This is a genomic window from Shimia fortis (assembly GCF_040225985.1).
GTDB lineage: Bacteria > Pseudomonadota > Alphaproteobacteria > Rhodobacterales > Rhodobacteraceae > Shimia.
In genome coordinates, this window is sequence record NZ_JBBPEU010000004.1 from 210,700 (window position 1) to 225,224 (window position 14,525).

At 62.9% G+C, this 14,525-nt stretch carries 11 protein-coding genes and 2 riboswitches; of the genes, 6 read left to right on the forward strand and 5 right to left on the reverse strand.

What is annotated here, in order from left to right:
* The first annotated feature begins 47 nt into the window (after positions 1-47).
* Positions 48-1,706, forward strand: coding sequence for an NAD+ synthase (locus tag WNE31_RS08970; RefSeq protein WP_349979400.1), 1,659 nt, complete (start codon positions 48-50; stop codon positions 1,704-1,706).
* An 82-nt stretch (positions 1,707-1,788) separates the two neighbouring features.
* Here WNE31_RS08970 and WNE31_RS08975 read toward each other — a convergent pair whose 3' ends face one another.
* Both WNE31_RS08975 and WNE31_RS08980 read right to left on the reverse strand, forming a co-directional pair.
* A complete protein-coding gene (locus WNE31_RS08975; RefSeq protein ID WP_349979401.1) occupies positions 1,789-2,751 on the reverse strand; it encodes a 1-phosphofructokinase family hexose kinase in 963 nt (320 codons plus the stop codon).
* Positions 2,752-2,765: 14 nt separating this feature from the next.
* Positions 2,766-3,698, reverse strand: a complete 933-nt coding sequence (locus tag WNE31_RS08980; RefSeq protein ID WP_349979403.1) for an MBL fold metallo-hydrolase — start codon at positions 3,696-3,698, stop codon at positions 2,766-2,768.
* Between the two features lie 213 nt (positions 3,699-3,911).
* Here WNE31_RS08980 and gltX point away from each other — a divergent pair, with 213 nt between their 5' ends.
* Positions 3,912-5,237 carry a glutamate--tRNA ligase gene (gltX, locus tag WNE31_RS08985; RefSeq protein ID WP_349979404.1) on the forward strand — a complete coding sequence of 442 codons (1,326 nt, stop codon included), beginning with the start codon at positions 3,912-3,914 and terminating at the stop codon, positions 5,235-5,237.
* Between the two features lie 118 nt (positions 5,238-5,355).
* Here gltX and WNE31_RS08990 read toward each other — a convergent pair whose 3' ends face one another.
* Positions 5,356-5,922 (reverse strand): gamma-glutamylcyclotransferase family protein, encoded by a 567-nt coding sequence (locus tag WNE31_RS08990; protein ID WP_349979405.1) that lies wholly within the window; start codon positions 5,920-5,922, stop codon positions 5,356-5,358.
* Positions 5,923-6,016: 94 nt separating this feature from the next.
* On the opposite strand from WNE31_RS08990, the gene WNE31_RS08995 reads away from it, so the two are divergent.
* From WNE31_RS08995 to gcvP, 4 genes are all read left to right on the forward strand, one after another.
* Positions 6,017-6,463 carry an RrF2 family transcriptional regulator gene (locus WNE31_RS08995; RefSeq protein ID WP_349979406.1) on the forward strand — a complete coding sequence of 149 codons (447 nt, stop codon included), beginning with the start codon at positions 6,017-6,019 and terminating at the stop codon, positions 6,461-6,463.
* 84 nt (positions 6,464-6,547) lie between these two features.
* Positions 6,548-6,634: riboswitch (glycine riboswitch) on the forward strand.
* A riboswitch (glycine riboswitch) is annotated at positions 6,635-6,712 on the forward strand.
* 85 nt (positions 6,713-6,797) lie between these two features.
* Positions 6,798-7,922 carry a glycine cleavage system aminomethyltransferase GcvT gene (gene gcvT / locus WNE31_RS09000; RefSeq protein ID WP_349979407.1) on the forward strand — a complete coding sequence of 375 codons (1,125 nt, stop codon included), beginning with the start codon at positions 6,798-6,800 and terminating at the stop codon, positions 7,920-7,922.
* A 22-nt stretch (positions 7,923-7,944) separates the two neighbouring features.
* Positions 7,945-8,304: a glycine cleavage system protein GcvH gene (gcvH, locus tag WNE31_RS09005; RefSeq protein WP_349979408.1), complete on the forward strand. Its 360-nt coding sequence runs from the start codon at positions 7,945-7,947 to the stop codon at positions 8,302-8,304.
* 110 nt (positions 8,305-8,414) lie between these two features.
* A complete protein-coding gene (gene gcvP / locus WNE31_RS09010) occupies positions 8,415-11,240 on the forward strand; it encodes an aminomethyl-transferring glycine dehydrogenase (RefSeq protein ID WP_349979409.1) in 2,826 nt (941 codons plus the stop codon).
* Between the two features lie 61 nt (positions 11,241-11,301).
* Here the strand turns inward: gcvP and WNE31_RS09015 are convergent, their stop codons facing one another.
* Positions 11,302-13,827 carry an ABC transporter permease gene (locus WNE31_RS09015; RefSeq protein WP_349979410.1) on the reverse strand — a complete coding sequence of 842 codons (2,526 nt, stop codon included), beginning with the start codon at positions 13,825-13,827 and terminating at the stop codon, positions 11,302-11,304.
* Positions 13,824-14,507, reverse strand: a complete 684-nt coding sequence (locus WNE31_RS09020) for an ABC transporter ATP-binding protein (RefSeq protein ID WP_349979411.1) — start codon at positions 14,505-14,507, stop codon at positions 13,824-13,826. The genes WNE31_RS09015 and WNE31_RS09020 overlap by 4 nt, the downstream gene beginning before the upstream one ends.
* Between the last annotated feature and the right edge of the window lie 18 nt (positions 14,508-14,525).

Genomic DNA, 14,525 nt, shown 5'->3' on the forward strand with positions numbered 1-14,525 from the left:
GGCGCGTTCTGCTAAATCTTCACCGTGAAACGCCACAGGAGCGCATGATGTCCGACAGATTCCGGCTGACAATGGCCCAGGCCAACCCGACAATGGGCGACCTTGCAGGCAATGCGGCCAAAGCCCGCGCCGCGTGGGCGCAAGGCAAAGAGGCGGGGGCCGATCTCGTGGCGCTGCCGGAAATGTTCATCACTGGATACAACGCCCAGGATCTGATCCTGAAACCCGCGTTCCAACGGGCAGCGATGGCCGAGATCGCCAAGCTGGCCGAAGACTGCGCTGATGGGCCTGCGCTGGCCATTGGTGGACCGCTTGCCGAGGATGGCGCGCTCTACAACGCCTATTTCATCTGCCGCGATGGCAAGATCGTGCACCGCCAGCGCAAACACCACCTGCCGAACTATACCGTGTTCGACGAAAAACGTCTGTTCGACCAGGGGCCGCTTGGCGGGCCTTACGACGTGCATGGTGTGCGCGTCGGGTCACCCATCTGCGAGGATGCATGGTTCGAAGACGTGGCCGAGACCATGGAAGAAAGCGGTGCAGAAATCCTCGTGGTGCCAAATGGTTCGCCCTATTACCGGGACAAGTTCGACCGTCGCATGAATCACATGGTTGCCCGCGTGATCGAAACAGGTCTGCCGCTGGTCTATCTGAACATGGTTGGCGGGCAGGACGATCAGGTGTTTGACGGCGGGTCTTTCGTGCTGAACCCCGGTGGAGAGCTGGCCGTGCAATTGCCGGTCTTTGACGAGATGACCGTGCATGTGGATTTTGAACGCACGCCCGAGGGCTGGCGCGCGCTGCCTGGGGACAAGGCGCTGTTGCCTGCGGGCGAAGAACAGGATTACCGCGTCTGTGTCGAGGCGCTGCGCGATTACATGTGCAAATCGGGGTTCCAGAAGGTGTTGCTGGGCCTGTCGGGTGGGATCGACTCGGCGCTGGTGGCCACGATTGCCGTCGACGCTCTTGGCGCCGAAAACGTGCGTTGCGTGATGTTGCCCTCGGAATATACCTCGCAGGGGTCGCTGGACGACGCCAAGGATATCGCTGAACGTCTGGGCTGCCGCTATGATTTCGTGCCGATCGCCGAGGGGCGTGCTGCGATCACCAATACGCTGGCCCCGCTGTTCGAAGGCACCGAACCCGGTCTGACCGAAGAAAACATCCAGTCCCGCCTGCGCGGGCTGTTGCTGATGGCGCTGTCCAACAAATTCGGCGAGATGCTTTTGACGACCGGCAACAAGTCCGAGGTCGCGGTGGGCTATGCCACGATCTATGGCGACATGGCCGGGGGGTACAATCCGATCAAGGACATGTACAAAACGCGCGTATTCGAAACCTCGCGCTGGCGGAATTGTACAAAACGCGACTGGATGAAAGGTCCCGAGGGCGAGGTTATCCCCGTGTCGATCATCGACAAACCCCCGTCCGCCGAACTGCGCCCTGACCAGAAAGACGAGGATTCGCTGCCGCCCTATGATGTGTTGGACGCGATCCTCACGAGGCTGGTGGACGAAGAAAAATCGGTGGCTGATTGTGTCGCCGACGGGTATGACCGCGCCACGGTGAAACGGGTCGAGCACCTGCTATATATAAGTGAATACAAGCGGTTCCAGTCCGCCCCCGGCGCGCGCCTGTCGAAAAAGGCCTTCTGGCTGGACCGGCGTTACCCGATCGTGAACCGGTTCCGCGACGAAAGCTGAGGGGCGCGGCCGCGCCTTTGGCGCGGATGGGGGCGCTGCCCCCAAACCCCCGAGGTATTTTGCCCAAGAAAAAGCAAGGGGGTCAGTCGAAAGACCCTGTAAGATGGGTGATCTGGCAGCCAGGTGTCAGCCGGTCGACATCTTCCGCACGACAGAGTTCCGTGGCTTCGGTCATCACGGCCGCAGCGGCGGCTGCCGTGCCGCGCTGCATGGCGTAGGGCAGGGGGGCATCTTGTGCCAGTGCCAGTGAAAACGCCCCGACAAAACTGTCGCCGGCGCCGACTTTGCTCTGCACAGGTACCTTTGCCGGGGCGACGTGCAAGGTTGCCTCGGCGCTGGCCAGAACCGATCCTTCGGCCCCGCGCGCAATGATCACAAGATGCGCGGCATTGCGGCGGGCGAGGGCGCGGGCGAAAACGGCTGTGTCCGCACGGGTGGGCAGAGGTGCGCCGTTCAGGGTTTCGGCCTCGTGCTGGTCCATGCGCAGGATATGGGTGGTCACGCTCGGGTCATTGGCCAAGCGCACCAGCGGCGCGCCAGAGAGATCGGCCAGCAACTGGCCGCCGCTGCGGTCGACCGCTTCACATAGGTCAGCGAGAAAATCCTCGGGGATGCCCGGCGGCAGGCTGCCGCTGAGCACAACAATTCCGCCGGGGTGCAAAAGGTCCGAGACACGTGTCAGCATGGCGTCGGCTTCGTGCTGGGCCCAGTCGGGCCCGGGCAAGACAAACCGGTATTGCGCGCCGGTGCTCTGGTCGGTGACGGCAAGGCTCTGACGGGTTTCCCCCGGCCCCTTGAAGGTCAGGCACTGGATGCCTTCGTCCAGCAGCATGTCGAGCAGCCGGTCGCCCGTATGTCCGGCCAGAGCTACGAAACAACGGCTGTCGCCCCCGAGAATCCGGATTGCGCGGGACACGTTGATGCCGCCCCCGCCGGGATCGGTGCGCGGGCGTGCGCAGCGCAGTTTGGGGCCGGCGGACACAAAAGAAGCGGCGGTGGAGAAATCCACCGCCGGGTTCAGGGTAATCGTCAGGATATCGCGCATTGCGCCTCGTTTTGTTACAGCATCAGTTGGTATGATGCCGGAACATAATGGTATCCGTCGCCTTTTGTCTCGACATATCCGACCGCCGGCCACGGCATGTGATAGCCGACAAAAGGCACCTTGTCGGCGGCCATCATGTCAAGCATCTTGCGGCGGGTCGCGGCGGCCGCGGCTTTGTCCATGTCGAACTTTACTTCCCAGTCGGGATAGGCCAGCGACCAGACATAGTGGTTCGCGAAATCGGCACAGAGGTGCAGCTGCTGGCCTTCGCTTTCGATGCGATAGGTCATGTGGCCCGGTGTATGTCCAAAGGCCCCCATGGCGGTGATGCCGGACGCGACCGAGGCGCCGTCGTCGATCATGTCGAACCGTTCGGCATTGGGGCGGATCTTGGCCTCGAACGCCTTGTTGCCGTCGGTCTTGCTCCAGGCGTCGAATTCGACCGCGCCCGTGACATGGCGCGCATTGGCAAAGGTCACGCCGTTTTCACCGGCAACCCCGCCGATGTGGTCGCCATGCATGTGGGTGATCACGACGGTATCAATCTGGTCGGCGCTATAGCCCGCTGCCTCGAGCGCGGCGGTGATGCCCTCGGGGTTGAGGCCGGTGTCGAACAGGACGAGTTCCGAACCGGTGTTTACGACCGTGGGCGTGAAGAAGAACTGCGCCTTGTCGGTCGGGATGTTGGCCGAGGCCGATGCGCTGGCGAACGCTTCCTCGGACACGTTCATGCCGAAGATGTTCTGCGGGCCTTCCACGGTGCGGGTGCCGACCAAGAGTGTGGTAACCTCGAACGCGCCGAGTTTCATCCGGTTGAAGCGGGTCGCGCCGACCCCCATCATCTCGGCTCCGGCGCGGGCGGGCGCGGCTAGCAACGAAGCCAGCGGAAGGGCGGCGGCCCCCATCAGGATGGATCGGCGGTTCAGGCGCGGCGAAGAAATGGACATGTGTATTGCTCCCTGTTTGTGGTGCCACCTACGGTAGGGGGCGCGCGGGCTTCGCACACAGAGATCGCGCAAACGTGAAGGTTTCGGGGGAAATGCTACAGGTTTTCTTCCCAGAGGTGATGTGAGTGACCGTGCCAAGGGTACCTTTCAAAGTTCCTTTGCTGGACAAACGCAGCCACTTGTGGAAAGGGAAGCCGCAACAGGAGAACACCCATGACCACCACCCGTTTCGCGCCCTCTCCCACGGGCTATATCCATGTTGGCAACCTGCGCACCGCGCTGATGAACTATCTCATCGCGCGCAAGGCGGGGGGCACTTTCATCTTGCGGATTGACGACACCGACCCCGAGCGGTCGAAACAGGAATACGTGGATGCGATCCAGCAGGATCTGGAATGGCTGGGCATTACATGGGACCGGATGGAGCGCCAGTCCGACCGTCTGGACCGTTACGAGGACGCGGCACAGAAGCTGCGCGACATGGGCAGGTTCTATGAATGTTTCGAGACCCCGACCGAACTGGACCTCAAGCGCAAGAAACAGCTGAACATGGGCAAGCCGCCGGTCTATGACCGCACCATGTACCGCCTGTCGGCCGAGGAAAAGGACGCCTTGCGCGCCGAGCGTGGCAATGGGCATTGGCGTTTCCTTCTGGATCAGGAGCGGATCGAGTGGACCGACGGCATCCTCGGAGATCTGTCGATTGATGCGGCCTCGGTCTCGGACCCGGTGCTGATCCGGGGCGACGGTCAGATGCTTTATACGCTTGCCTCGGTGGTGGATGACACGGATATGGGCGTGACCCATGTGGTGCGCGGGTCGGATCACGTGACCAACACGGCCACGCAAATCCAGATCATCGAGGCGCTGGGCGGGACCGTGCCGTCCTTTGCCCACCATTCCCTTTTGACCGGCCCGCAGGGCGAGGCATTGTCGAAACGCCTTGGCACCCTGTCGCTGCGTGACCTGCGCGAGTCCGGCGTCGAGCCGATGGCGCTTTTGTCGCTGATGGCGCGTCTCGGGTCGTCTGACCCGGTCGAGCTGCGATCGTCGATGGAAGCGCTGGCAGAGGGGTTCGATCTGACGCATTTCGGATCCGCGCCGACCAAGTTCGACGAACAGGATCTTTACCCGCTGACCGGGCGTGTGCTGCATGACCTGCCGCTCTCGGAGGTGGCCGGAGATGTGGCCGCTGCGGGCGTGCCGGATGCACTGGCCCAGCAGTTCTGGGACGTGACCCGCGAGAACATCACCACCCGCAAGGACCTGGCGGCATGGTGGAAACTGTTCTCGGAAGGGGCCGAGCCGGTCATTGACGAGGAAGACAGGGAATTTGTCGCCGAAGCGATGGCGCTGTTGCCCGAGGGGCCGTTTGACGGTGACACCTGGGGCAGCTGGACCAAGGCCGTGAAAGAAGCGACGGGCCGCAAGGGGCGTGGGCTGTTCATGCCGCTGCGCAAGGCGCTGACCGGACAGAGCCACGGCCCGGACATGTCGGCGGTGATGCCGTTGTTGCAGGTGGTCAAGGCGCGGGGCTAAGGCCGGTGCAATGAAAATGTGCGCCTGCGGCGCGCAGGTTGAGCCGGCCCTTGACGGGCCGGCGGCTCTGTCTCCGGCGGGCGTGTTTTCGCAAAGGTGAAGAACGGGCTTTGGCGCGTCATGCCCGGTGCAGCGTGACCTTGAGAGCCGCCAGGTGGTCGTCGACCATTTGTGTTTCATCTGCGCTCAGGGACTGGTGGCGCGGATAGACTGGGGCGGCGCGGTCATCCAGAACAGGGGCGGTCCATCCGGCGGTGGTGTTGAAGAAATGGGCCACGCCCGCCTCGCCGAATTCCCGCAGATAGCCTTGGGCGACCACGTCGATATAGCTCAGAAGCACCGGATGCTCGACCGTCGGGGCGCCGTGTTTGCCATGGGGCACGGTGTAGACCGAGATGTTGACCGGATCGGGTTTCGGATGGGTCACGGCGTGGCACACCCGTTCACGATCATAGGCGTGTTCACGCCCGTCCAACGCGGCCCAGTCGTCTCCGGGGACATGCGCGATCAGCCCGTCAATCGCGGCGCTGTTGTCCGGCACGACTGTCAGATAGGCGACCGGGCGCAGGTCGGTATGCCGCCAGACCCGCCGCCAGCCACGCAAGCGGGCCGGGTGAATGTCGGTGTAATCGTGGGTGTTGCGGTTGACGAGGCTGCCATAGCCAAAGAAATAAGGGGTACTCATGCGTTCAGGGATCAAATCTGTTGATCCATGTCAATTCCCGTTGCACCTTAAATGCGCATAATGCGTAAACCTTTGAAATGGATGGACCGCCAGCGTGCGCATTACAAAAAGAACAAATATCGCGATCCGTGTGCTCATGTATTGTGCCGCGCATCAGGACAGGCTTGTGACCAAGGCCGAGATCGCCGAGGTCTGCAAGGCGTCGGAAAACCATCTGGCGCAGGTGATCAACCAGTTGGGCCAGATGGGCGTGATCCATACTCAGCGCGGTCGCAACGGGGGGTTGGAACTGGCCCGCTCGACCAAGGAAATCGAGATCGGACCGATCTTCCGCGAGATGGAATCACCGGTGCCTCTGGCCGAATGTTTCGCCGATGCCGACAGTTCCTGTCCGCTGGTGTCGGCCTGTCGTCTGCGCCTTGCGCTTCAGGACGCGGCCGAGGCATTTTACGACCGTCTTGACGGGGTGACGCTGGACGGGCTGGTCTGCAACAACACCGCTTTGCTGAGCATCCTTGCGCCGGAACCCTGCCATAGCTGATTGAAATCCCTAAATCTTTCATAAGGGTGACATGGCGAGAGCTTTGGGGCTTGTCAGCCGGATTCCTGCACACTACCGTATGCAGCAAGTGAGTCGGGAGAACCGGATTGTCCGGTGCCGAAGGAGCAACCGCCCCGGAAACTCTCAGGCCGACAGGACCGACTCGCCGTCAAAATGAACTCTGGAGAGTGGTGCGAACGCACCCGCCGAAGGGATAACGATCTCAGGCCAAAGGACAGAGGGGGCATCGCCCGCACGGGGCTTTTTCGTGCGAAAGGTTGATGCCGGATGTTTTCCAGAACATGGACTGCTCCGGGAAGGAAGGAGTAACACCATGGGAGAGCTGCATCGCACGCCCCTCTATGATTTGCACGTGGCGCTGGGGGCCAAGATGGTGCCCTTTGCCGGATACGAGATGCCCGTGCAGTACAAGTTGGGCGTGATGAAAGAACATCTGCACACCCGCGCGGCGGCGGGATTGTTCGATGTCAGCCACATGGGGCAGGTGATTCTGCGCGGTGACAGTTATGCAGCCGTGGCTGCGGCCTTCGAGACGCTGGTGCCCATGGATGTTCTGGGCCTTGGTGTGGGCCGCCAGCGCTATGGGCTATTCACGAATACCAACGGCGGGATCGACGATGACCTGATGTTCGCCAATCGCGGCGATCATCTGTTCGTGGTGGTGAACGCGGCCTGCAAGGAGGCCGATATCGCCCGCATGAAGGCGGCGCTTGAGCCGGATATATCGGTCGAGGTCATCACGGACCGCGCTCTTGTCGCGCTTCAGGGCCCGGTGGCCGAGGTCGCGCTGGCCCGGCTGGCCCCGGCGGTGGCAGAGATGCGGTTCATGGATGTGGCCGCGGTCGACCTGATGGGCGTCGAGGCATGGGTGTCGCGGTCGGGATATACCGGCGAAGACGGTTATGAAATCTCGATCCCCGCCGCACAGGCCGACACACTGTGCCGGGCGCTGCTGGACATGGACGAGGTCGAAGCCATCGGCCTTGGCGCGCGTGACAGCCTGCGCCTCGAGGCGGGGCTTTGCCTCTATGGCAATGACATTGACGCCATTACCTCGCCCGTCGAGGCGGGGCTGACCTGGGCGCTGCAAAAGGTGCGCCGTGCAGGCGGTGACCGCGCAGGCGGATTTCCCGGTGCCGAACGGATCCTTGGCGACCTTGCAGAAGGCGTCGCCCGCAAGCGGGTCGGACTGGTGCCCGAAGGCCGCGCCCCGATGCGCGCCGGTACCGAGATTTACGCGGGCGCAGAAGACGAAACCCCCATCGGCGCGGTGACTTCGGGCGGGTTTGGCCCGAGTTTCGAGGGACCGGTGGCCATGGGGTATGTCGGTGCGGCCTATGCCACCGACGGCACAGAGCTTTTTGGCGAGGTAAGGGGCAAACGCCTGCCCCTCAAGGTGGCGAAACTGCCGCTTGTGCCCGCAAACTTCAAACGTTGATACCATCAGGGAGACCCCAGACATGAAATTCACCGAAGAACACGAATGGTTGCGCATCGAGGACGATATCGTCGTGGTGGGCATCACGGCGCACGCCTCCGAACAGCTGGGCGATGTGGTCTTTGTAGAACTGCCCGAAGCAGGCAGCGAAGTCACCAAGGATGACGAGGTTTGCGTGATCGAGTCGGTCAAGGCGGCGTCGGATATTCTTGCCCCGCTGGACGGCGAGATCGTCGAGGTGAACGAGGCGCTGGTGGACGAGCCGGGCAAGGTCAATGACGATCCCATGGGCGATGCGTGGTTCTTCAAGATGAAGCCGGCCGATCTGTCCCAGATGGACGATTACATGGACGAAGCGGCCTATAACGCCTTTATCGGCTGACGCCGCGCGGGGCCGCCAGCGCGTCCCCGCATTTTGAGAGTTTGGGCAAACAAGAAGCCCGGATGGCGCGTGAGTCAGAGCGCGCCACAGGACATGTGTTGGAGGATGCCATGCCTTTTGAACCGACAGACTATCTGCCTTATGATTTTGCCAACCGCCGGCATATCGGTCCCTCGCCCGAGGAAATGGCCGAGATGCTGGACACGGTCGGCACCACCGATCTGGACGCGCTGATTGACGATACGGTGCCGCAAAGCATCCGCCAAAAGGGCCCGCTGGATTTCGGGCGCCCCATGTCCGAACGCGAATTGCTGCATTACATGCGGGTCACGGCCTCGAAGAACAAGGTGCTGACCTCGCTGATTGGACAGGGCTATCACGGGACGGTGACGCCGCCCGCGATCCAGCGCAATATCCTTGAAAACCCGGCGTGGTATACGGCCTATACCCCCTATCAGCCCGAGATTTCCCAAGGCCGCCTCGAGGCGCTTTTGAACTTTCAGACCATGATCTCGGACCTGACCGGTCTTGAGGTCGCCAATGCCTCGCTTCTGGATGAGGCGACGGCTTGTGCCGAGGCGATGGCCATGGCGCAGCGCGTGTCGAAATCCAAGGCCAAGGCGTTCTTTGTCGACCGTGACTGCCACCCTCAGAATATTGACGTGATCCGCACGCGTGCGAAACCGTTGGGGATAGAGGTGATCGTCGGCAACCCTGACAAGATGGATGCCAGCGCCGTGTTCGGCGCCCTGTTCCAGTACCCCGGCACCTATGGGCATGTCCGCGACTTTACCAACCACATTGCCGCCTTGCATGAGCACAAGGCCATTGGTGTGGTGTCGGCCGATCCGCTGGCACTGACCCTGCTGAAGGAACCGGGCGCGATGGGGGCGGATATCGCCGTCGGCACGACCCAACGGTTCGGTGTGCCTGTCGGCTATGGTGGGCCGCATGCGGCCTATATGGCGACCAAGGACGCCTACAAGCGCAACATGCCGGGCCGCATCATCGGCGTTTCGATCGACAGCCACGGCAACCGCGCCTACCGCCTGTCGCTGCAAACCCGTGAACAGCATATCCGCCGCGAAAAGGCGACCTCGAACGTCTGTACCGCGCAGGCGCTACTGGCTGTGATGGCATCAATGTATGCGGTGTTTCACGGGCCCAAGGGGCTCAAGGCCATCGCCCAGCGGATTCACCGCAAGACCGTGCGTCTGGCCAACGGGCTTGAGGCAGCGGGGTTCAAGGTGGACCCGCAGGCGTTCTTTGACACGATCACCGTGGATGTCGGCCCCCTTCAGGCAGCTGTGATCAAATCGGCGGTGGATGAAAAGATCAACCTGCGCAAGGTGGGTGAAACTCGTGTGGGGATCACGCTGGACGAGGCCACACGCCCTGCCACGATCGAGGCCGTCTGGCGCGCCTTCGGGATCGAAAAGGCGGATGACGATTTCACCCCGGAATATCGCGTGCCCGACAAGATGCATCGCCGGACCGAGTATCTGACCCACCCGATTTTCCACATGAACCGGGCAGAAACCGAGATGATGCGCTACATGCGCCGTCTGGCAGACCGCGACCTTGCGCTTGACCGCGCCATGATCCCGCTCGGGTCTTGCACGATGAAGCTCAACTCGGCGGCGGAAATGATGCCGGTCAGCTGGCGCGAGTTCTCGCTGATCCACCCGTTTGTGCCTGACGATCAGGCCGAAGGTTATCTGCACCTTATCAATGACCTTTCGGACAAGCTGTGCCAGATCACGGGCTATGATGATTTCTCGATGATGCCGAACTCGGGGGCACAGGGCGAATTCGCGGGTCTTCTCACGATCGCGGATTACCATGAGAAACGGGGCGAGGGGCATCGCAATGTCTGCCTCATCCCGATGAGCGCACATGGCACCAACCCGGCCTCGGCCCAGATGGTCGGCTGGAAAGTGGTGCCGGTGAAATCCGACGACAACGGCGACATCGACCTCGACGATTTCCGTGCCAAGGCCGAGCAGCATTCCGACACGCTGGCGGGGTGCATGATCACCTATCCCTCGACCCATGGCGTGTTCGAGGAAACCGTGATCGAGGTCTGCAAGATCACCCATGACCACGGCGGACAGGTCTATATCGACGGGGCCAACATGAACGCCATGGTCGGTCTGTCGCGCCCCGGCGATCTGGGCGGGGATGTCAGTCACCTGAACCTGCACAAGACGTTTGCCATCCCCCATGGCGGCGGGGGGCCCGGCATGGGGCCGATCGGGGTCAAGGCGCATCTGGTGCCGCACCTGCCCGAGAAATCCGGTGCAGTCAGCGCCGCGCCCTATGGATCGGGGTCGATCCTTCCGATTTCTTGGGCCTACTGCCTGTTGATGGGGGGCGAGGGTCTTACGCAGGCGACCCGCGTTGCGATCCTGAACGCGAACTATATGGCCAAGCGGTTGGAAGGCGCGTTTGACGTTCTGTACAAGGGGCCGACGGGCCGCGTCGCACATGAATGCATCATCGATACCCGACCCTTTGCCGAAAGCGCGGGCATCACGGTCGAGGATATCGCCAAGCGCCTGATGGATTGCGGCTTTCACGCCCCGACGATGAGCTGGCCCGTGGCGGGCACACTGATGATCGAGCCGACCGAATCAGAGACCAAGGCCGAAATCGACCGGTTCTGTGACGCCATGCTGGCCATCCGAGCGGAAATTCGCGAGATCGAAGAAGGGCGGATGGATGCGGAAAACAACCCGTTGAAAAACGCGCCCCACACGATGGAAGACCTCGTGCGCGACTGGGATCGGCCCTATAGCCGCGAACAGGGCTGTTTCCCGCCGGGATCGTTCCGCGTGGACAAATATTGGCCCCCGGTCAACCGCGTGGACAACGCCTATGGCGACCGCAACCTTGTCTGTATCTGCCCGCCAATGGATGACTACGTGGAAGAGTGAACTGAAAAAGGCGCCCCGCGGGGCGCCTTTTGTTTTTGAGTATTTATGGAGAAGATGAAGCCTATTCCCGCGCGCGCAGGATACGGGCGGGGCGCGCAGCAAGTGGCGCGGCGGCAAAGACGAGGCTTGCCAGCAGCGTTGCAATGATGCCGCCACCGATGATGGCCACGGCATTGGGCCAGATCACCGCGAACTCTGTTTCCAGCACAAAAAACGTGACCGCCCAGGCCCCTGCGATCCCCGCCAGCAACGCGACGCTGCCTGCCGCCGCCCCCGTCAGGGCCGCACGCAGGGCAAAGGAGGTCAGGATGCGTTTGCGCGATGCCCCCAGTGTTTTCAGGATCGCGGCCTCGTAGATGCGGCTGGTCTGGCTGGCCGCTGCCGCTCCGATCAGCACAAGGAACCCCGTTACGAGCATGACAGATGCCCCGTAGGAAGTGGCATCCGCCAGCCCCGACAACAGGTCCGACACGCGCGAGATCGCATCGCGCACGCGGATCGCCGTGATGTTCGGATAGGCGTTGGACAGATCGCGCAGGATCGCGGCCTCGGCCTCTTCCTCGGCATAGACTGTGGCGATGAAACTATGCGGCGCACCGGACAGGGCCGCCGGGTTCATGACCATGACAAACCCCATGCCTGCAGTCGAAAAATCCACCTCGCGGAAGCTGGTGATCGTGCCGGTGATGTCGCGCCCCAGGATGTTGATGGTGATCGTATCTCCCAGCTTGAGGCCCATCTCCTCGGCCTCTTCCGCGGCAAAGCTGATCTGGGGCGGGCCGGTATAGTCTTCGGGCCACCACTCCCCGGCGGTCACGGTGGTGGTCTCTGGGATCGAGGCGGCATAGGTCACGCCCCGGTCGCCCTGAACGACCCAATGTTCGCCCGCGACCTCGGTGGCGGGGCGGTCATTGATACGGGTGATCAGCCCGCGCAACATCGGCGCGGTTTCAGTATCCGATACGGCGGGGTCTTCGGTCACGCGCCTCAGGAAGCCGTCAATCTGCGTCTTCTGGATATCGACAAAGAAATAGGACGGTGCGACATCCGGCAGGTCACGCGCAATCGCCGTGCGCAGGTTGCCGTCGATCTGTCCAACCGCTGAAAGCACACTCAGGCCCAGACCCAGCGACAGTACCACCGGAAGGGCCGGTTCATGCGCCGAGGAAATGGCATTCAGCGCCCATCGCAGTGCTGGCCGGCGCCGTGTGCGCGGGGCCGTCACCTTGGCGACGCGTCCGGTCAGGGCGGCCGCCACGGCCAGAAGGACCAGCGCCCCGAGAATGCCCACCGCCGCCCAAAGCGTCAGCTGTGCCGACCCCGAGAACCAGCTGGCCAGCGCCAGCAACACCGCCAGCAAAAGCGCCGTCACACCCAGATACCGGACTGCGGGCAGGGCACGCGCGGCCCCGGCGGCATCGCGGAACAGGGCGGCCGCGCGCACGTCTTCGGTGCGCGCCAGCGGCCAGAGTGTGAAGATCAGCGCCGTCAGCACGCCGTAAAGCGCCGCTTCGACCAGAGGGGCAGGATAGAGGGTAAAGATCGCAGGAACCGGCAGGCTCGATTGCAGGATCGGGCCCAGCAGAACCGGCAGGCCCGCCCCGAGCACAAGGCCCATCGCGATACCAATAAGGGACAGCACACCGATCTGGAAGAAATACGTCAGAAAGATCGTCTGCCGGTCGGCACCAAGGCTGCGCAGGATGGCGATCACGGTGGTTTTGCGCGACAGGTAAGCCCGGATCGCCGCCGACACGCCGATCCCGCCCACGGCAAGGCCGGACAACCCGACCAGGATCAGGAACGCGCCCAGCCTCTCGACAAACTCGGCGACGCCCGGCGCGCCGTTGCGCGAGTCCCGCCAGCGTACGCCACTTTCGGCGAACCGAGTCTGCATCTCGGTCTTGACCGCCTCAAGATCGGTCCCGTCCGGCAGGTCCAGCCGATACTTGCTCTCGTAAAGAGTGCCGGGTTGCAAAAGGCCCGACTCTTGCAGCGCCGCGGTCGCCACGATGCTGCGCGGGGCCAGCCCGAATCCGCCGGCATTGTCCGGTTCATTCGTCAAAGCCGCCGTCAGGCGAAATGTTTGTGTACCCAGTTTGAACCGGTCTCCGATCTGCAATCCCAGCCGGTCGATCAGGATCTGTTGCATCACCCCGCCGGGCAGCCCGTCTTCCACCGCCAGGGCAACCTCAAGTGGAATGTCCGGCACCAGTGTCACCGCCCCGATCAGTGGATAGGCGCCGTCCACCGCCTTGACCTGAGTCAGGCCACGCTCAGCGGTTTCGCCGCGGTCGACCACGGCCATCGACCGGAAATCAATGATCTCTGACATCCGCTCCGAGGTTTCGAGCATCCACGCGCGCTCTGCATCTGACGCAAAGCGATAGGTGAACTCCATCTCGGCGTCCCCACCCAAAAGTGCGGCACCCTCGGCAGCCAGACCGGCCTCAATGCTGGACCGCACGCTGCCGATGGCCGCGATGGTGGCGACCCCAAGGGCAAGACAGGCAAGGAAAATGCGAAACCCGGCAAGCCCGCCGCGCAGTTCCCGTTTGGCAAACCGCCAGGCCAGCGCGGCGCTCATGCCGCCGCCTCGTGCTGGTCGACCCGGCCATCGCGCAGGCGCACCACGCGGTCACAACGGCGGGCCAGCTCATTCGAGTGGGTGACAAGAACCAGTGTTGCCTGATGCCGGTCACGCAACTGGAACAACAGATCGATGATTGCCTGCCCGTTGCTCTGGTCAAGGTTGCCGGTCGGCTCGTCCGCCAACAGGATGTCGGGGCGCGGCGCGACCGCCCGGGCCAAGGCCACGCGCTGCTGTTCCCCGCCCGACATCTGGCGCGGGAAATGGTCGGCCCGGTGCCCCAGCCCCACCGCCTCGAGCTCGGCCATGGCGCGGTCGAACGCATCCTTGTGCCCGGCCAATTCAAGCGGGGTCGCCACGTTTTCAAGCGCGGTCATGGTCGGGATCAGGTGGAAGCTCTGGAACACCACGCCCATATGGTCGCGCCGGAACCGCGCCAGCGCGTCCTCGGACATGGTGCCAAGGTTCTGCCCCAGCGCCATGATCTCGCCCCCGGTGGCCAGTTCCAGCCCCCCCATCAGCATGAGGAGCGACGATTTCCCCGATCCCGACGGCCCGACGAGGCCAAGGGTTTCCCCCTTTGCCACCTCAAGCGAGATCCCGTGCAGGATTTCGATCCGTCCGGCATTGCCATCCAGCGCCAAACGCGCATCTTTAAGGGAAAGAACTGTGGTCATGAAATAAGGAGCCCCGAT

Excerpts from the sequence above, each read along its gene's own strand:
- gcvT (WP_349979407.1), top strand. The coding sequence starts at position 6,798 with ATGGGAGAGCTGCATCGCACGCCCCTCTATGATTTGCACGTGGCGCTG.
- WNE31_RS08975 (WP_349979401.1), bottom strand. The coding sequence starts at position 2,751 with ATGCGCGATATCCTGACGATTACCCTGAACCCGGCGGTGGATTTCTCC.
- WNE31_RS08970 (WP_349979400.1), top strand. The coding sequence starts at position 48 with ATGTCCGACAGATTCCGGCTGACAATGGCCCAGGCCAACCCGACAATG.
- WNE31_RS09015 (WP_349979410.1), bottom strand. The coding sequence starts at position 13,827 with ATGAGCGCCGCGCTGGCCTGGCGGTTTGCCAAACGGGAACTGCGCGGC.
- WNE31_RS08980 (WP_349979403.1), bottom strand. The coding sequence starts at position 3,698 with ATGTCCATTTCTTCGCCGCGCCTGAACCGCCGATCCATCCTGATGGGG.
- gcvH (WP_349979408.1), top strand. The coding sequence starts at position 7,945 with ATGAAATTCACCGAAGAACACGAATGGTTGCGCATCGAGGACGATATC.
- gltX (WP_349979404.1), top strand. The coding sequence starts at position 3,912 with ATGACCACCACCCGTTTCGCGCCCTCTCCCACGGGCTATATCCATGTT.
- WNE31_RS09020 (WP_349979411.1), bottom strand. The coding sequence starts at position 14,507 with ATGACCACAGTTCTTTCCCTTAAAGATGCGCGTTTGGCGCTGGATGGC.
- WNE31_RS08990 (WP_349979405.1), bottom strand. The coding sequence starts at position 5,922 with ATGAGTACCCCTTATTTCTTTGGCTATGGCAGCCTCGTCAACCGCAAC.
- gcvP (WP_349979409.1), top strand. The coding sequence starts at position 8,415 with ATGCCTTTTGAACCGACAGACTATCTGCCTTATGATTTTGCCAACCGC.